Source organism: Citrobacter braakii, from assembly GCF_002075345.1.
Classification (GTDB): domain Bacteria; phylum Pseudomonadota; class Gammaproteobacteria; order Enterobacterales; family Enterobacteriaceae; genus Citrobacter; species Citrobacter braakii.
The window spans coordinates 1-17,348 of the sequence record NZ_NAEW01000035.1 but is presented as its reverse complement, the minus strand read 5'-3'; the positions used below and the strand labels follow the sequence as shown (position 1 = coordinate 17,348).

The window sequence follows — 17,348 nt, the reverse complement described above, 5'->3', positions numbered from 1 at the left end:
GAGCGCCATCGTGTCCGGCAAGATAATGATTAACGACAGCTAATCTGGTTTCGAGAGAATATTTTGGCTTTGCCATAAAAAACTGCACCTTACTCAGTTGGGTGTCCAACTTTTGGGGTGCAGTCCATTAGTCTGAGGCTTTTAATTTAATCTACATCCTGTATCTTAATAATATTTTCTCTAGCTTATCTCTTTGTTTATTTGTTAACCATGAGAAAGAACCATTAAGGTTGTATTTTCCTTGCATGTCATTTAAGAAATTAAGTTCAAATTTAGATAATTTCATGTGAGTTATCGTTGCTTCGTTGAGCAGTTTGTTTAACCCATTGTACAGCCAGTTATCGGGAGTCTGTTTTGTCTCTGGTATCGGCGTTCTGGTGTTGCTACCTGGTGTTTGTAGAGGGGCTTTAGCCAGCTCTGTTACCAGATCAACTTGCTTGTCCAGCTCACACTGAAAAATCAGTGTGTCAGCAGGACGCCCTCGTTTTTCAATATTTAACTTCATGTTGCTGTAAGTGTTCAAATCTTTTGTTATTGGTTTTAATACTCTAGTATTTAAGAACTTAAACTCAGGGTAGTTTTTTTCTAACATCAGCATAAATTTAAATTCTTTGATGCTTATTTCAATGTTGGCTTTATGTGTGTTACGTTGAGTAAGTTCTTTTAATAACCATTCGTAAATTCGCATTGAATATTTGTTTTCAAATGCTTTTACGTGTATTAAGTTATATTTTATGAATTTTTTCAAATGAAATAATAGAGGAATAATGTATTTACTAAAAATCAAAGTAACTTTTTGCTCATCTCGATTAAACTCAGCATATTCAGCCCAATTAAAAACTCTCATAGATACTGCACCAGACGGATAAATTAATTCAACTGAACGTTTAAATAGATCCTTTGTCGCCGCATTTAATCTTCCCCAAGCGTTTTCATAACTTAATTCCATGAATTTAGCATATTCTGCACAGGAGAAAGTAACAGTTCTTTGTTCCTCACTAGTTGGTTCTAATGTTGGGTTTAACTGTGCTACACAGAATAAAATCAACTTCGTTTCGTGTTCTGTCAGGTCATAACGACTGACTGCTAATTCGTTAGCTTTGAATACCACTAACTCAGACATAAATTAAGTCCCTTAGATTATGAAAGAATACAAGTTTATAATACGTCTACCTTCATAAAAGGTAAACTGATTTTTTCGTTGTATTCCTTTAGTTCTCGGTTGTGAAGATCCTAATTTTTTGTATACCTTTCGGGAGTATTTCCTAATTTTTTGTATACCTCGCCTAATTTTTTGTATACCTTTATGATTGTAATGTATTGATTTTATTGTGTTTTTTTTTCTAAGAATAAATAGAATAGATAAAAGATAAAAGAGAATAGATCCCCCGCCTGTGGATAACTCACCGTTCCTGAGCCGATCCCCGCATCCTGAAAACGCAAAACCGGAGACGGGCCGGAACTCGTTTCCGGGGCGGCTCCGGTTTGATCATCAAAGGATGTCGCAGGCGTCGCCTGCTCCGCTCATTCGCCCTCCGGGCTTTCCGGAGTACCTCCCGGCCATCCGGCCGGGCAAAACGCTGAAGGACTTCTGCGCCTCCGGCCGTTAACCCCCCGCTGCGCTGACAGCCCGCTAACGGCAAAACCCGGTCTGGCAGGACGGGAGGGCGCTTCACGATCGGCGTCATGATCCGGACATCCGATCCGTGGCATGTTCTAAAACGCTCTGTAATGCGTTCTGAGCGTTTTTTTTGTTTTCGTGTGGAATTTAGCGTTCAGGACGAGAAACACGCCTCAGCGTCGCGCTCGTTTCGTTTTTGAGGGGGTTATGACGATCATTTCGATCGAAAATGTCAGTCAGGATCTGAAATCCGATCCTTCTGAGGGAAAATGATCCGGATTTCTGGCTAAAAAATGAACAGGTCTGCAGGATCGTGACGGGGCGCATCTCCGGGTGACTTACCCCCGCGTTGTTCACATCCCCGCTCACCCTTCCGGGGGATAAAATATACCTCACGCCGGGGTGTCGGGGCAACGCCCTGACCGGGGGCAATTGTCAGGCCGCGCGTGCGCGGTATTACAATTGCACATCCTGTCCCGCTGCCGGGCTGCGCCGGTTTAACATAACATCTGTTACCGGCACCGCCCCGGACGGGTTCAGCGCGATCCGGACGGCCGTCAGGCAAAACCGGCAACAAACCACCCGGTAAACCGCCCCGATCGCGCCGGATGTATTTTTACCACCTGCATGGTTATGCAGCCAGGTGAATCACCCGGCATCTGACCGCTGATTCGCAGCGTAAGCCCTGTTTCAGGGGCTTTTCCTCCCCCGCCGGGGCCGCTCCGGCCGGGGAAGACGTCCCTCACTCCCGGCCGCTTTTCAGCGCTGCCAGCAGCTCCGCGTTCTGCTTCTGCGTCGCCGCCAGCTCGCCCCGCAGCCGTGCCGCCGCCTCCCGGGCTTCCGCTGCCTCGCGCTGTGTTTTCTCCTGTCCTGCTTCCAGGCTGGCCAGCTGCTCATCCCGGCGCCGGGTTTCCTCTCCTGCCCGCGCCAGCTGCTCCGCATGACCCCGTTCTGCCGCGTCCGCCTGCGCCCTCACGTCTGACAGCGTCGCCTGCGCGGTGGCCGTTTCTCCCCGCGCCGCCGTCAGCTGCTCTGTCAGCCGCGCGATCTCTTCCCCGGCCTGCTCCAGACGCTCCTGCGCCCTGTCACGCTCCGTCCGCAGCCGTTCCGCGTCTGATCTCAGCGCCTCCGTCACCCGCCGTGCATCCGCTGCCGCGGCGTCTGCTTCCCGGTGCGCGTGGTCCAGCTCCGCACGCAGCTCATCCGCCCGCCGGGCGTTTTCCGTCGCCTGGACTCCCGCCAGCGCGGCCGCCTGCTCTGCCCGCTGATGCGCCTGCCGCGTTTCCTCCAGTGCCTGTGACATCTCACGCACGCTTTCAGTGGCCTCTGTCGCCTGTCGCTCCAGTTCCGCCACCCGCTCAAGGGTGATGGCCAGCTCCGTCGCCTGGTGTTCAAACGCCGCTGACTGCTCCGCCGACAGCTGCACCAGGTCGTTTTTCTCCGACTCAAACGCCGTCCGCGCCGCATCAAGCGACTCGTTCGCCAGCTGCCGTGCCGACTCCCAGAAGCGCTGCCCCGCTTCCTGGATCACCCCGTGCAGATCTGCCGGCAGCGGGTCACGTACCGTCATCACCTGGCGGCGCTGGTTCTGCCGCCACTCCTTCATCGCCTCCACCACGTAGTTCATGCCCGCCCGGCTTTCCTGGCGTACCGCTTCCACGTTCGGGAAATCCCCGGTCTCATCCGCCGCGAACAGCGCGTCGGCCGCCGCAAAAATCCGCTCTCTCATGTCCTGTGACAGCGCCATAACGCCTCCTGTAATATTCGTAGTAATAATAGTAGTAATAATACAATTATTATTACTACTGGCGCAACCAGAACACGAACATTTAACGGAATCCCCGGTTCTTTTTTTCCGTAGCCGGTTCATCAGCAAATACCTGACGTGGCGGTATTGACAATGATTAGCAAAAGAACAAAAAATAATTGCCTTTATCTGAATTATTTCTGAAGGGAATATAACCTTTTGAATAAATTTTTATTAAAAAATGGATGGCAAGACAGATATGAAAGAAAATAAATTATCATTAGTTCTTCTTGGGTGTTTGTTTCTTTGCTCCTGTGCAGACAATCCTCCGTTGCCAAAAACCAAAATTGTCGATACGAGAGAGTTCAGGACTGACAGTGGTTCTGTTGTTACCATTCTGACTCAGAATGCGATCAATGGAAACGTGATTGATGATACAGATAACAGTTTAAACCTTGTGACTAAAGCTGATAATGCAAAAGTTATGGGGCTGAAAATTTTACAGTTTACAGCTGGTTTGCTTGGTGGCGGAAATACGAGTGTTAATGGTTACAGCAAGGATGGTTTAAAAGGAAATTATATAGACAATGTTAATAACAAAACAATGGAATATTTAAATCCGGAACTTGATTCTTTACTTAATAATATTAATATACCTTCGGGCAGAATCAGTAAAATTACAGTAGAACCCTTTAAGTTTAAACTTATATATGACGGACTTGATAATGATAATTATCAGTTTATTTATTCAACGACGATCAGCGCGGGAGATTTTTATCACGTTTGCTCCAGCAACTCTTTGATTTCGAGTGAACAAATCAGACCATTCAGTGAATGGGAAAAGAATAATTATGAATTAACTCAGTCAATGACCAGAAAAATAATAAAGCAATGTTTTGAAAATATTAATTCCGGAGAAAAAGATAAGCTGGAAAAAGGGCTTTTATCAGCAAAGGATGATTAAAGGGGCTGCGCCTGAATCCCGGATCTTTTCCGGCACAGGAGCCAGACCATCCGGAAAGTTGCCTCCGTTGTGCCGGGATTATTTTTTCCGCCAGCTTTTCAGTTCCGGAAAAGCCTGGACCAGAAGCCCCGTTTCTTTTCCTGGTCCAGTTCTTCACGCAGCCGGGTTATTTCCTTCTGCATCTGTTCCCGTTCTTCTTCCCGCTGCCGGTGCTCTGTTTCCCTGGCCTGTTTATCCTCAAGCATCAGCGTCACGCTTTGCTGAAGGTCTGCCAGTTGCTGGCGTATCGCCTCCATCTGCTGATCAGGCGTTTTTTCCGTCTGTCCCTTCCTGTGCCTTTTTGCTGTTTCATCCGGTGTCAGTTCTCCGTAAGCCCTGATCAGCTCACTGGTTTCAAATTCCCGCCGGTCATTCTTTCCGGTTCTGTAACTGACGCGACCTGAACGCATATCACGGTAAAGCTGTGAGCGCGATTTTCCCGTTAGTTTGAGGGCTTCCCCGAGTGTGTGCCATGCCATAAAGTGACAGTGTCCCGTTTGTGTGTCATGCCTGTTTGTCCATCCGATCATATCTGTCGTGGATATTGTTGCAATTTTCTTTGTGTGGCAGCGGTGGCCAGAATGAAAAAAACGGAGGCACGTGATCGATGTTTACACACCGGCGCGCCAAAGGGAGACCCTTTGAAACCCCGTTCTGTGACGTCAGGAACGTCTGAACTGAGGGACAAGATGTGTTTTGTAGCACCGCCACACGCAGCGGCCGCCACAAAACGTCCTGGTCAGGGCAAAGTCCCGACACCCACTGATTGATCGAGCTGTGCAGCAAAACCATTTGTTGAAGCAGGAGCCTGGCGCTGCGAGATCGGCTGTTACTCTAGGGAAATGAATTTTTGTCATATACCAACATTTGGTATATGTTGGTAACAAACGTCGAAGGAGAAACACTTATGCGCCAAAATACATCTGTGGCACTGGGGCCACACTTTTCCAGTTTCGTTGACGCTCAGGTGCAGGGAGGGCGTTATGGTTCCGCCAGTGATGTTATTCGGGCCGGGTTGCGATTACTGGAGGAGCACGAAGCCCGGGTTAAAGCGCTGCAGGAAGCGCTGATTGCAGGCCGCGAATCCGGTGAGCCGCGCTCGTTTGACAGTGAAGCCTTTTTGCGCCGGATGCACACGCAGCATGGTTAAAACCTATCGCCTTTCGCCACTGGCTGAAGCCGACCTCGAAGAAATCTGGCTCTACACGCTCCGAAACTGGTCGATAGTACAGGCGGACAACTACCATCACGATCTTGTGGCGACATTCGAAGCGTTGGCGAATGGCATGAAGTTCGGGCTTCCGTCTGTGCTGCCGGAATACCAGAAGTGTCTGTGTGGCTCTCATGTCGTGTATTTTCTGGACTACACCGATTGCGTGGACATTATTCGTATCCTGCATCAGCGGCAGGATGCAGATCTGCATTTTTGAGGGGCTTTGTACGCCAGTCGAGTGCCTGCACTATTTCTGGACTCACGATAAGTGAAAAAGAAATTTGCGCCAGTACACCTGCTATCCTTCTAATTCGAGTCTGGCACTACATTTGTATGTCCATACAACCATTCATGTTCAATAATATAGAATTACTGTATTCTCGGATTAAATATACTTTAGAGGAGAAGGTAACAGTGAAAACCAGAGATATACTAATTCTTACAATGTTAATGACATTGGCAACAAGTGCATATTCAAAAAACTCTTTTGAGTGTCCCCCGGGACGAAATACCAGCAGTGCAGATTGTATGCGATACAAAGCTGAAAAGTTATCTACTATCGTAGATAAAGAAAGAATTTTATATTTAAAAAAAGCCAAAGACAGAATGAGGGAATTATATAAAGATCCTGACTATCAGAAAATGCATGAAATATCAGAAAAAGAAGTCATGGAAAAAATCAGTATTGGAGATAACGCATTTAAAAAATACAGAAAATCTCAATGTGATGCTACCTATAACTACTGGGATGGTCATTACAAAGATTTTAAATATTACGAATGCTATATAAAAATAACACAAAACCGTACTCATGAAATATGGAATGACTTTTTAACATATCCAGATTCAACTCCACCTATATTACCTGAGCCACATTTCCGAACCATGTCCAGCTTATATGATTAAGAAATTGTAAAGGCGAGAAACCTCGCCTTTATTTGTTAGTTTAACAAACCAGCATCAATATCAGCTTGAATAAGGGAACCTTCTCGTTTCCTTCTGTCTGGAAATCCACCACCAAAATTATTTAATTCATTAACAAGACCACTCCAGTCCTTTGAAGTAACCTTATTCCATACATTAGGGGTGGTTTTCGGCAAATAGTAACCATGCTGATATCCTAGAGATACAAGCGCAGTCCGGGTTCTCAATGGAATCTCACTGAAGCGAATTCCGATATTTGCATCATTAAATACCCCTTCAATCTGTTTTGAGAACTTGGTGATATAGATATCTGATAAAAGACGAGCCTCATTATCAGGAAGCGTGAGCGGGTTTGTTCTCACTTTATCATACGCATCTTGCCCACGAAGCATATAGTATGCATCAAGTTTATCCGCTATATTCTGCGGCACACCGTCATTCAGTAAGTCCTGTTTACCTCTTTTACCCAGATCAACACCAGAACCAAATGTAACGCCTGTATTATTGAAATATTTATCACCCGGATTGGACGGAAAATGGCTTTTGGGATTAAATCCTTCAAATCCATTACTGGTAATGACACCATCATCAACAATTTTCAATGAACGATGAAGGAATTCTTTCAGTTGAGCAGCGTTATCAAAATTGATAACAGTGTTATCAGCAAGAACAATCCTGTTTTTATATTGATTCAGGATGTTATCGTTTTCTTTTTTATCAAGGTGGTTAATGGCATCTGAAATTGTGCCTTCAAGAACCATGACTCGATATGATTTAACACCGTCACTTTCTATACCACCGGATTCAACTGTAATTTTCTGCTCATAAGAAACAGTACCTTCAGTTTTTGATATTTTACTTTCTGCGCGGGGCTTATTTGAAAAGTCATCATTTTTTTCCATTTCTGTATCAAATGGAAAGCCAAATATATACATAAGTTTAAAATTACTACGACCAGGTACATCAACATAATGCGGTAGTGCAATCGTTATTGTATTCGCCTCAAAATTAGGTCTGAAACTACTCAGCGTGGTGCCTGAGAACAGCGTAGGAACATTAGCTACAACAGTCATTGTATCTGACATAAGAAAATCCTCTTTAACTGTAAAAAAGCAATAAAATAAAAACCTGCATACTGTATGTATGTACAGTATTACGTTACCTTACTCCTGTTGTTTTCAGGTGTCAACATATGAGATTGGTTCTCATCTTCAGACACAAAAAAGCGGGCGGAACCGACTGTCAGCAGGTCATATCTTTTCCTGGTAACAATATTCTGGCGGAACGTGAACGCTGATTCTGTGTATTTTCCGTATCCCTTTGCCCCCTTTCTGTGACGTCAGGAACGTCTGAACTGAGGGACAGGATATGTTTTGTAGCACCGCCACCCGCAGCGGCCGCAACAAAACATCCTGGTCAGGGCAAAGCCCCGACACCCCGGAGCAGGGGAGGCTTCATCCCCGCATCCTGAACGCGCCAGAACAACGCAGGGCAGTTTTTACGCTACCGGGCAGGCTCTCGCATGGTCTGAGGCCGGAAACGCCTCAGAAACGCACTCAGGCGGTTTTACACCGGGGAGTTATACATCGATGATGGCCGGGGAATATATTCAGGTACGGATTTTTAATATATTTCTGATGGGGGAGATATATTTAAAATATGTTTCGCGGCGCTCCTTATTTGAAGGGAATGTTAATTCAGGCGCATCCTTGTTATTCCGGTAAATATCTGCTCCTCACATCAGAATCGCCCACACCCCACGCAAAACTAAATTTTTGCTGATTTTTATTTTAAATCATTGGGTTATGTATTTGAGGTTATATTGTGTAATTCTGATTTATTTAAATGCAATTCATCGGCGATTCGTTGATGATTCGTTCATGAATCACTGGCAATTCATGAACGAATCATCAATAAGAAAACAACGAGTTAAGGTGAATTGAATCTGGAGTCAATTCGTAGTGTGATTCGTCTCATGAATCGCGATTCGATTCACGATTCAATTCGTTAATAAATTTCTTGTTTTTTATAAAAATAAACTCTCTTTGATTTTGCAATAAATAATTGCATTTGAATGGTTTGTTTTATTCACTATAAATTCAATTATGGTATGTTTTAAAATTTTTTGAGGAGCGTGGAGGGAGATAATTCACGGAAAAATCTTCTGACCTAAGCGATGGAATTTAGTGAAAATAATAGAATGTATATTTACTAAAAATAGTAAAAGGCTGATTTTTATCTCAGCCTATAAATATGTTGTTATTTAACTTCAAATATATTATCGGAAATATCCCAAATATCACTATCATGACTTATGTTTAATATTGTTGCATGAGGGAATGTGTCTCTAATATTTTTTAGTACTATTTTTTTGTTTATTATATCCAAGGATGCTGTAGCTTCATCTAATATTATTATCTTTGGTTTTCTCAAAAAAAGGCGAGCAAGGGAAATTCTTTGCTTTTGTCCTCCTGATATATTATCACCAGAGTCTTGTAATATCATATCTAAAGAAACTGACTCACCATTTATTTTATCTATACAAGCAAGTTCTAATGCTTTTAACATCTGTTCATCTGTAGCTGATGAATTTGCTACCTTTAAGTTGAAACGTAAAGTATCCATAAAAATAAAATCATCCTGAGTTACATGATAGATAAGATCACTTAAGTATTTTTCAGGTATATCTTTAATTGAAATGTTATTTAATAAAACATCTCCAGTGTAGGTTGTTACGTAATTAGTTATTATTTGTGCTATTGTCGTCTTTCCTGAACCACTATCACCACGAATGGCCGTTATTTTGCCAGCCTCAAAAACAGTATTTAAATTATTTAATATTAACTTAGCGCTGGAGTTATAGGTAAACGATAGATTTTTAAAACAAATACTTGGTGAGTCATTAAAGAAAATAGACTCTTTTTTATTATCAGTTTCTATGTTTTTATATTCTTTAAAGAATCTAGATAAATTGTGGTAAGATTGTTTTACATCTGATATTACATTAGACATAGATTCTACTGGAGCTGAGAATAAATTAATGTAGGATGTAATTAGTATGAAAGAAGCAATGGATATAGAACCATTTACAACACCGTAAACACTATATGAAAACAATAATATAAAAAGAATAAAACTTTGTAATGAATTAAGTGAGAATAGTTTAAATGTTTTCTTCCAATAGTTTTTTTGAGAGTCTTCTTCTTTTTTTAAGAATGAATTGTATCTGTTTTCAATTACAGATAAACAGTCATTTTTCTTTATTGCTACAATATTTTGAACTGAATCACTAAGTGTTACGTAAGAATCTACAGTAGAATCTATCATTTTTAATCTTAGCATGGATATGCTATTGTTTAATATTATATTAATGGAGAAAAAAAGAAACATATATAAAATAAAAATAGCTGCTACAAAATGGTAATCACTACTTAAACAAATAATGGTTACAAAAATTAATTGTAATAATGGGCTGGCTATTCCTTGAGATAAGTTGCGAACTAACGTATAAATATCATTTGATGCTTGAGTTAGCATTTGGCATATATACCCACCATTTTTGTCTTTCAGTGATTCCACTGGATTTGTTAGTATCATTTTTAAATAAGAACTTGATATATTTTTTAGTAAGCAAACTCTCAAAAATCCTTGGGCTGTATTTAATATTATTTCACAGAATTTAGTTATAAGCATAACTAGAGCATATAAAATAATAAAAATAACGTAACTATTCATTGGGTTTGATTGTTCAAGATTGGATACTATATTGGCTAATATTAGTGGGGATAAAGTAGTGGTTAAAGAATATGAAATGGTAAGGGCAATTGTTAGCCAGAAATATAATTTACCTTTTTTTTCTAGAAGGCTATATATATGATTCAATACTTTCATTATATGTATCCTTATATTTCTATATTGTTTGTTTTTAGATATATTGCCATTTGGTATAATTTATGCACAAGCAAATAATTTTCTGGTTTATATATTATATTGGATTGTTCATAAAGCATTGATTTAAATACATTATCATTTAGTTCAATAAGTTGCAATAGTTTTGACCTTTTTATTATTCTATGTATTTGATTTTGCTTTTTATTTAATATATTGAAGATAATAGTGGATGATGATTTCTTTGATTTTTCTAACAATGAATTATCTTTGAACTTTTCTGCAGCTAAAGATCTGATTATTGATCTATCCATATGTCGATTATAATGTTCATAAGAAGGTATTGATAAAAAAACATCTATAATATTTTCGAATAGAATGGGTGCTATAACGTTAATTTTTTCGTTGTTGTCAATAGTATAAGTAGAGTATAAGGAATCTATTATGTTTTTTATATGTTCTATTTTCCCCGGTGCGTTTTTTTTGAATATTTTTTCTCTTTCATTGAAACAGTTAATCATGATATTTCTTAATGTCATTCCTTTTAGTGTGGCAAGATCGGTCATTTTTCTTAATGCAAAGTAAAAGCCTTTATCTATTAATGCATCAATGCAAGCCAGTCCTATAGTATTTTGTCCAAAAACAGCATCCCCTCCGTGACCACAGAAAAACTGAATTGGAGAATTATACATTCCATGTGTTACTATTCCTGATGGGTCATAAGATAAGCAAATGGGGATTTGATGTGGAAAATTATAATTCTGTTCAAAATATGGTTCTAAGGAATAGTCTAATATTTCATTTATTTTTATTAATTCTATTCCTATTTTGTTTGTTTTATATTGAGCCGTGTGATACTCAGTTTCGTTATTATTTATTGTTAATTCTTTATGGTAGGCTTTAAATTTTATACCTGCCTCTTTCATTGAATATAGTAACAATGATGAGTCAAATCCTCCAGAATAAAAAAGTCCAGTTTCTCTTTCATCTAACGATTTGATTATATTATCAGTAATGTTTTTAAAAATATCATTTGTTGTTGCTTGGTTTATTCTAAAACATGAATCTATTGATTTTAAATTTTTATCTAATATTTCTATGTGACCAGGTTTAAAGAAATCAACTCCATAAAAAATGGTTTTCTCATGGAATAATTGATTGTTAAAAATATAATCCTTTATGGAGTCAATGCAAATCTTTGGTTTATTTACTACGGAAATGATTTTTTTTATACCAATGGATATGTATATTGTTGAATCTAATTTTCTATAGAAAACATAATCTGATTTATGTGTTGTTGTGTAGGCTTTTATTAAGTTATTTATTGAGTCGAGGATAATAAAAACTCCCATGCCTGTTATGCTACTCAATATAAAATTATCATCAATAAAACTTTTTGATAACAAATTATGGTTTAACTTTTTATTTTCTATCCATAAATCACCATACCATATAAAAGTAATTTCCCCTATAAATACATTGAATCTTTTATCTGCGAAAATGGATGTACCATTGTCATAAGATATAATTCTTTTCATGATTTCACCTCAAGTATAACGCTTAGTAAATCCCTTAGATTATCTTTATCATTTATTATTTTTCCATCAACTTCTAGCCATGCATGAGCAAAGAAAGGTCTGGTTCTTACGCCTAGTACAATTACGCTATGAATGCCCTCTTGTGCTAAAAGATGTTGTAATGTAACGGAGGTTGTTATGCAGTCTGTTTTATTTGAATTTAAATAAAATGTTTTTTCTATAAGCCATAAACAAATGTTTATGGCTAACGTTTTTCGTTCATTATCTAATTTTTTATTTATAACTGAGGGGATGTTATTTAGGATGAAATCCCATCCATTTTGTGTTAGCTTTTTACTTATATATTTTAATTTAAAACTTGATTGAATTAACTTGAATAAATAAATTATATTACCTTGAGGTGAGAATTCTGTTAGTTGTGGTGTCCACCGTTCTTCTAAGTACGAGTTAGATGAATGTTTAAATGCGTCTTTTAAATTAGAAAATATAAGGTTGTATTCTTCAAACTCTCCAAGTGTTTGAAATAATATGTTCTCGTCAATAAATTGGGTGTCTTCTTTACTCTCGGTTATATAGTATTCATCGGCGTTAAGATCTAACACTATGATATCATTGTTAAAAACACTAGCGGCTAAGCTTTTCATACGTTCACCTCTTTAGCATTTTTATCTGGAAGAACCATGTTGCATTTTGTTGACTTTTTGTTTCTGCATATGATAAATCACAAATAGTAATGATAATCTTTTGCATTGATCACATTTTATTAACATTTTCACTAGCAATTTCGCCAGTGAATAAAACGGAGAGACGTTTATGAAAAAGCAGACGTTTGTACCTAAGAAGTTGGTAAAAGTTGGCAAAGCGACCGAACTAACCAAAGGTGGTGTAGGTAAGATTATTGAATACTTTATTGGCGGCGGCGTTGGTCGTTATGGTTGATTGAAAAAGGCACCTTCGGGTGCCTTTGTTGATTACTTGAGCATGTACTTAAATGAGTATTTGACGGCAGTTACTGCTCAGGAGGAGAGCATCAGCTCTTGAAAAATTTGTTGAGTTCCTGTCTCTCTTTTTCCTGTTCGGCTTTTTCCAGTTTACGGCGTCGTCTTTCTGCCGTGGCGGCTGCATTTTTGCGGCGGTATTCGTTTTCCTGAACTTTTTCTGTGGCTTCGGCCTGAATCCTGGCAATAGTTTCATTTGCGGTCTTTATTGCCTGACAGGCTTCTGCATGTTTTAAATTTGCAATCCTGATGCTCTCCGTGGCTTCATGACGTGTTTTTTCGGCTTCAAGCATCAGATCCCTGTATTTTTTTTCAGCGACGCTTTCGGCTTTTTCTGCGCGTTTTAATGCGGCATTTGTTTCATTGTGTAGTTTCCTTATTTCTGCTTCGTGATCGGCCTCTTCTGCCTGATAAAGCGCCCATGTACCGGCTGCGGCCAGAATAACGAACGCCGGGATCGCACCTGTGAGCATGACCGGCCAGAGTTCAGCGGCGATCTTCCATCCTTTCACACTGACCAGTGCGCCGGACTCCGTCTTCCTGACCAGAATCCACGGTTCCAGGGTATGCGAGGCAAACCAGTAAAGCAGGGCTGCGGCGATCATCAGTACGATGATGATGGTGATCTGAAAGGGGCGTCTCATCTCAGGTAAGTCTCCGTTATTTCCGGGCGAAAATGCCCCATTTCCTGGCTGACTGTGCGCAGGGCGTCTTCTCTTGTGAGTCCCTGCAGCTGGAGTTCTGCCATTCTTGCCTGGGCGTAACTGTGCCGTACACCATGCGCACCCGTTGACCAGCCCAGCACACGTTGTGCAGCTGCACTGAAACTGTTTGACCAGGGTTGTCCGCCTCCGGTTTCGTAATAACTCAGATAGTTAACTCCCCTGTCTGTTATATGGCGGGGGAATTCAAGACGTCTGCTTTCCAGTTGTTGTGCCAGGTTGTGTGGAATGAGAACGTCCCTAATCAGTCCACCTTTGCCCTGTACTGTATACAGCTCTCCCTCCCGGCCAGCCCATTTTGTCGGGGTGGCCGGTCTTTCATCTGATGGTCGTTCGGTATGCGGCAGCAGGGTCAGTAGCTCATGCGCCCTGAGTCCAGCTGCGTGGGCTATCAGGGTAGCCAGGGCATTGTGTTCATTCTGGGCTGAGGAAATCCGGTTTACCTGCTCCGGGGTGTAAGCCCGGCTGCGTAATGTCTGTTCGTGCTCCGAACGGATAACAGGAAGCGTGGCGGAGAGGGGGAGTTTTCCGGTTAAGTGCTGCATCATGGCCTGGATAGCCTGACGTTCCATGTCGAGTGTTTTCTGCCCGACGGTTTCACCACGCAGTTCAAGGTAGATGACGGCCTGTTCCGGTGTCAGGTTTCGCAGATCTCCTTCACAGTGCCTGTTTTCCTTCACCCATTCACAGACGCGGGTTAATGCCTGTTCGTAGTTACGGACAGTACCTACGGAACGCAGAATGCGCCCCTGCAGGGATTTCATCACGCGTGATGCCTGTGTTTCAGGTCTGGCGAATACAGCCATTACGTTTGAGCCATCGGGTTACGGTGGAGAGGGCAACGCGGACACGTTTTTTACGCAGCCATCGTTGAAGTTCGGCAGCGCTGGCACCTTCACGATAAAGCTGTGACAGTTCGCCGGTGTGGTTATCGAGACGGGAACGGTGGTACGATCTTTTGCGGATAATCCGGGTTTCTTCCCGGAGAGCGGCCAGCTCATCCCGGACATTGAAATTTTGCATGGTACTTTATCCTGTAAGAACTCAGAATCCGTGCTGGCGTTCTGCGGTTTAAACACCGTCGCCCCGTTTAAATCATTACGCTGATTCCGGCTCGGACTGCTCGCGCCGTTTTTACGCTCCTGTCAGTGTGGGAGAAACACAAGCCTGTACGTGGCTTAACCGGCATTTTTGCTGTGTGCGTCAGTTTTGTAGTCTCCGAATGGGCTGTCGGGTGGCAGATACATTTCTGTCTCGTGTTTACGGTTTTTTTACTACAGGAACGAACAAATTATAGTCAGATTGATATTGCATAACTACATTGATTTTTAAATATTGCGTATTGCTTATTGAAGCCAGTATTTACGCTATGTACAGGCGAATTTATGCGCCGTACATAGCGTAAATACTGGTTGATTTCTTTACTGCATCATTTGAAGCAATAAATGACGTTTTTCTGTGACTGTTGGCGGTGTACAATGTACTCTTAATAAAAGAGCGGAGAGAGCCGTGAGCCACGTGACCGGGGGACTGCTCCCGGCCTTTTACTGTTTCGTAGAGCCGAACATGAACACGACTCAGGAGGTGGCATGACAGATTTTTCACTTAGCATCATAGACTCCAGTACGTTTCCCGTGGTGTGCATACATGGCGCGGATCTGGTTCCGGGAGACGGTGCTAACATCATCGAAGATTTTGAGCGATTAATACGTCATGCGGAGCCATTTGTTCTCGTCATCGAGAATGGAGGTTCTTCCCGCCGTCAACAGGAAGAAGGTAAGGCGCGTATGCTCTGGCTGAAAGAGAACAAGACCCGCATGGCGACCGTATGCAAGGGTATCGTCTTCGTCACACAGGACAGCCAGCGACTGCCTCAGGTCGAAAAGCAGGCCGCGGGATTGCAGTCTTTGTTAGGCATCCCTTTTCTGGCAAGGGGAAGTCTCAGCGAGGCTCAGTCTGTTGGTCTGAGCCTGTTGGAGAGCGCAGCACCGGAATGATGACCCCACACAAAAGTTCTGATATCAACTGACGCACTGGAGATTTGACCTATGAGCACTATCCACTACGAGAACGCTAACTTTCTGCGCGAGCTGGCTGAGAATTTGCCGCATATCCGCGCAGACGCAGACAAGGCCGCATTGCTGCAACGTCTGGCTGATGATGAACTGGCACAGGCTGAGTATGATGACTGGGTACGTGCCAAAGTCGCAGCAGCCAGGGCTGACGCCCGCCCTAAACTGACCACCGAACAGGTACGGCAGCGGCTGCAAACACGCTATCAGGAACTCAGGGAACAGCGCGATGCAGTATGAAATAGACTGGATCGAGAGTGCAATGGAAGACCTGGTTGCTTTGTTCGAGTATCTGGCCGAAAACGCTTCTCTCTGGGATGCAAACGATGTGACAGATCGTATCCTGCACTCCACTGACAAACTGGTCTGTTTCCCTCGTCTGTATTCGCCGGACGAGCGATACGGCGCTGGCGTTCGCCGTATCAGTTTGCTGGGACAAAATGTGTTGTACGAGGTGGACGACACCGCCCGACGAGTCACCGTTCTGGCTGTTGTCGGCCAGCGACAGAACCCGAAAACGATTCGCTGAATCCTGCTTTCAAATTCTGGAATTATCGGACAAAAAAGACAGCCTCACTGATGCGTAGAAAAGCGTACTGAAAAAGCAGGCACAACAACTGAAAGATGAGGTGTGACATGAGTTTTTTTGACGAGTTGAAGGCGTCACTGGAAGAAACCGTTGAAATCAAAAACGGCGTCCGGGAACCAGCCCGGATAACTCGTTACGAGATTGCAGACGTGAAGGCTATCAGGGCGCAACTGAACGTTTCTCAGAGTGAGATGGCGAATGTACTTGGAACAAGTATCGATACTATCAAGAGCTGGGAAGCCGGGCGACGTAACCCTACCGGACTGGCAGCAAAGGTACTGGCCACTATCCAGTCGAACCCGAAATTTTTTCGGGAACTGGCGGCGCACTGAGTTCACATGAAACTGGTAGGCCATCCATAGTCGGTGAGTGTCTCGTGCTATGATGAGGGAAGAACGCCGCCGCCGGACAACTGTAATGGCTGTATACAGGGGCTTAATGAGTGAAGGGGGGAATGATGAATACCCGTTACGAGACTGATTTTTACGGCTGGACGCAGGAACAAGCCAGGTTGCTACGTTCCGGCCAGTTGGCTGAGCTGGACACGCAGAACTTACTGGAGGAAATTGAGGCGATGGGAACAAGTGCGGAGAACGAACTGGAATCCCGTCTGGAAGTTCTTTTCATCCATCTGCTGAAGTGGAAATTCCAGTCAGAAAGGCAGGGGAGAAGCTGGAAACTTACTATCGAGGAACAACGGCGTAAAATTGAACGTCGTTTGAAAAAAAGTCCAAGTCTGAAACATAAACTACCTGATATTTTGGAAGATGCTTACGGTGATGCCGTTATTGGTGCTGAACGTGAAACAAATATTAGGCGTAATGTATTTCCTGATAATTGTCCGTGGACATTCGAACAATTAATGAATCCTGATTTTTATCCGGAGTAAAAAAAGCCTCAGAATTATGGACTGACCCCATAAAGTTGGACAGTTCATATTAAGCGGCTTTCAGGGCCTGGGTTCGGTATTCTACCGGACTCAGGCCTTTTAATTTCAGGCTGATCCGCTCGTTGTTATAATAATGGATATAGT

General features: G+C 42.5%; 21 protein-coding genes. 10 read left to right on the top strand and 11 right to left on the bottom strand.

Annotated features, from left to right (window positions below; translation table 11 throughout):
• Nucleotides 1-151: 151 nt before the first annotated feature.
• On the bottom strand, nt 152-1,123 hold the full coding sequence (locus BZK42_RS26860; protein WP_040233139.1) for a replication initiation protein: 972 nt from the start codon (nt 1,121-1,123) through the stop codon (nt 152-154).
• A gap of 1,240 nt (nt 1,124-2,363) precedes the next feature.
• Entirely contained in the window at nt 2,364-3,368 is a 1,005-nt protein-coding gene (locus BZK42_RS26850) for a DNA-binding protein (RefSeq protein WP_052463781.1), read from the bottom strand.
• Nucleotides 3,369-3,627: 259 nt separating this feature from the next.
• On the opposite strand from BZK42_RS26850, the gene BZK42_RS26845 reads away from it, so the two are divergent.
• Nucleotides 3,628-4,332 carry a hypothetical protein gene (locus tag BZK42_RS26845; RefSeq protein WP_143329759.1) on the top strand — a complete coding sequence of 235 codons (705 nt, stop codon included), beginning with the start codon at nt 3,628-3,630 and terminating at the stop codon, nt 4,330-4,332.
• A gap of 98 nt (nt 4,333-4,430) precedes the next feature.
• Here BZK42_RS26845 and BZK42_RS26840 read toward each other — a convergent pair whose 3' ends face one another.
• Nucleotides 4,431-4,850, bottom strand: a complete 420-nt coding sequence (locus BZK42_RS26840) for a hypothetical protein (protein ID WP_040233136.1) — start codon at nt 4,848-4,850, stop codon at nt 4,431-4,433.
• 428 nt (nt 4,851-5,278) lie between these two features.
• Between BZK42_RS26840 and BZK42_RS26835 the strand changes: the two genes are divergently transcribed.
• The 3 genes from BZK42_RS26835 (at nt 5,279) to BZK42_RS26825 (ending at nt 6,490) form a co-directional block, all read left to right on the top strand.
• On the top strand, nt 5,279-5,521 hold the full coding sequence (locus tag BZK42_RS26835) for a type II toxin-antitoxin system ParD family antitoxin (protein ID WP_040233135.1): 243 nt from the start codon (nt 5,279-5,281) through the stop codon (nt 5,519-5,521).
• Nucleotides 5,514-5,801, top strand: a complete 288-nt coding sequence (locus tag BZK42_RS26830; RefSeq protein ID WP_040233134.1) for a type II toxin-antitoxin system RelE/ParE family toxin — start codon at nt 5,514-5,516, stop codon at nt 5,799-5,801. The genes BZK42_RS26835 and BZK42_RS26830 overlap by 8 nt, the downstream gene beginning before the upstream one ends.
• Nucleotides 5,802-5,998: 197 nt before the next feature.
• Nucleotides 5,999-6,490, top strand: a complete 492-nt coding sequence (locus BZK42_RS26825) for a lysozyme inhibitor LprI family protein (RefSeq protein WP_139816532.1) — start codon at nt 5,999-6,001, stop codon at nt 6,488-6,490.
• Between the two features lie 35 nt (nt 6,491-6,525).
• Here BZK42_RS26825 and BZK42_RS26820 read toward each other — a convergent pair whose 3' ends face one another.
• The 4 genes from BZK42_RS26820 to BZK42_RS26805 all read right to left on the bottom strand — a co-directional run bounded on the left by BZK42_RS26820 (nt 6,526) and on the right by BZK42_RS26805 (nt 12,578).
• The gene (locus BZK42_RS26820; protein ID WP_040233132.1) at nt 6,526-7,593 is read right to left on the bottom strand and encodes a pesticin C-terminus-like muramidase; all 1,068 of its coding nucleotides are present in this window, start codon (nt 7,591-7,593) and stop codon (nt 6,526-6,528) included.
• A 1,174-nt stretch (nt 7,594-8,767) separates the two neighbouring features.
• A complete protein-coding gene (locus tag BZK42_RS26815; protein WP_040233146.1) occupies nt 8,768-10,399 on the bottom strand; it encodes an ATP-binding cassette domain-containing protein in 1,632 nt (543 codons plus the stop codon).
• An 11-nt stretch (nt 10,400-10,410) separates the two neighbouring features.
• Nucleotides 10,411-11,934, bottom strand: a complete 1,524-nt coding sequence (locus tag BZK42_RS26810) for a hypothetical protein (RefSeq protein ID WP_040233130.1) — start codon at nt 11,932-11,934, stop codon at nt 10,411-10,413.
• Entirely contained in the window at nt 11,931-12,578 is a 648-nt protein-coding gene (locus BZK42_RS26805; protein ID WP_052463779.1) for a lasso peptide biosynthesis B2 protein, read from the bottom strand. Before BZK42_RS26805 ends, BZK42_RS26810 begins: the two co-directional genes overlap by 4 nt.
• Nucleotides 12,579-12,747: 169 nt before the next feature.
• On the opposite strand from BZK42_RS26805, the gene BZK42_RS28615 reads away from it, so the two are divergent.
• Nucleotides 12,748-12,873, top strand: a complete 126-nt coding sequence (locus BZK42_RS28615; protein WP_143329758.1) for an acinetodin/klebsidin/J25 family lasso peptide — start codon at nt 12,748-12,750, stop codon at nt 12,871-12,873.
• A 91-nt stretch (nt 12,874-12,964) separates the two neighbouring features.
• Here BZK42_RS28615 and BZK42_RS26800 read toward each other — a convergent pair whose 3' ends face one another.
• The 3 genes from BZK42_RS26800 to BZK42_RS26790 are packed head-to-tail and all read right to left on the bottom strand — an operon-like array spanning nt 12,965 to nt 14,677.
• Entirely contained in the window at nt 12,965-13,537 is a 573-nt protein-coding gene (locus BZK42_RS26800; RefSeq protein WP_143329757.1) for a hypothetical protein, read from the bottom strand.
• Nucleotides 13,538-13,572: 35 nt separating this feature from the next.
• Nucleotides 13,573-14,418 carry a site-specific integrase gene (locus BZK42_RS26795; RefSeq protein ID WP_245163450.1) on the bottom strand — a complete coding sequence of 282 codons (846 nt, stop codon included), beginning with the start codon at nt 14,416-14,418 and terminating at the stop codon, nt 13,573-13,575.
• 19 nt (nt 14,419-14,437) lie between these two features.
• Nucleotides 14,438-14,677 carry a hypothetical protein gene (locus BZK42_RS26790; protein ID WP_040233126.1) on the bottom strand — a complete coding sequence of 80 codons (240 nt, stop codon included), beginning with the start codon at nt 14,675-14,677 and terminating at the stop codon, nt 14,438-14,440.
• 566 nt (nt 14,678-15,243) lie between these two features.
• On the opposite strand from BZK42_RS26790, the gene BZK42_RS26785 reads away from it, so the two are divergent.
• The 5 genes from BZK42_RS26785 to BZK42_RS26765 all read left to right on the top strand — a co-directional run bounded on the left by BZK42_RS26785 (nt 15,244) and on the right by BZK42_RS26765 (nt 17,204).
• Complete coding sequence (locus BZK42_RS26785) at nt 15,244-15,651, top strand: hypothetical protein (RefSeq protein WP_040233124.1); 408 nt, start codon at nt 15,244-15,246, stop codon at nt 15,649-15,651.
• 51 nt (nt 15,652-15,702) lie between these two features.
• Entirely contained in the window at nt 15,703-15,966 is a 264-nt protein-coding gene (locus BZK42_RS26780; protein ID WP_040233122.1) for a hypothetical protein, read from the top strand.
• On the top strand, nt 15,956-16,255 hold the full coding sequence (locus tag BZK42_RS26775; RefSeq protein ID WP_040233121.1) for a type II toxin-antitoxin system RelE/ParE family toxin: 300 nt from the start codon (nt 15,956-15,958) through the stop codon (nt 16,253-16,255). Before BZK42_RS26780 ends, BZK42_RS26775 begins: the two co-directional genes overlap by 11 nt.
• Before the next feature lie 107 nt (nt 16,256-16,362).
• A complete protein-coding gene (nadS, locus tag BZK42_RS26770) occupies nt 16,363-16,647 on the top strand; it encodes a NadS family protein (protein ID WP_040233120.1) in 285 nt (94 codons plus the stop codon).
• A gap of 125 nt (nt 16,648-16,772) precedes the next feature.
• Nucleotides 16,773-17,204 (top strand): DUF29 domain-containing protein, encoded by a 432-nt coding sequence (locus BZK42_RS26765; protein ID WP_040233118.1) that lies wholly within the window; start codon nt 16,773-16,775, stop codon nt 17,202-17,204.
• A 49-nt stretch (nt 17,205-17,253) separates the two neighbouring features.
• Here the strand turns inward: BZK42_RS26765 and BZK42_RS26760 are convergent.
• On the bottom strand, nt 17,254-17,348 hold a 95-nt coding region (locus BZK42_RS26760; protein ID WP_046275486.1), incomplete at its 5' end, for an IS3 family transposase.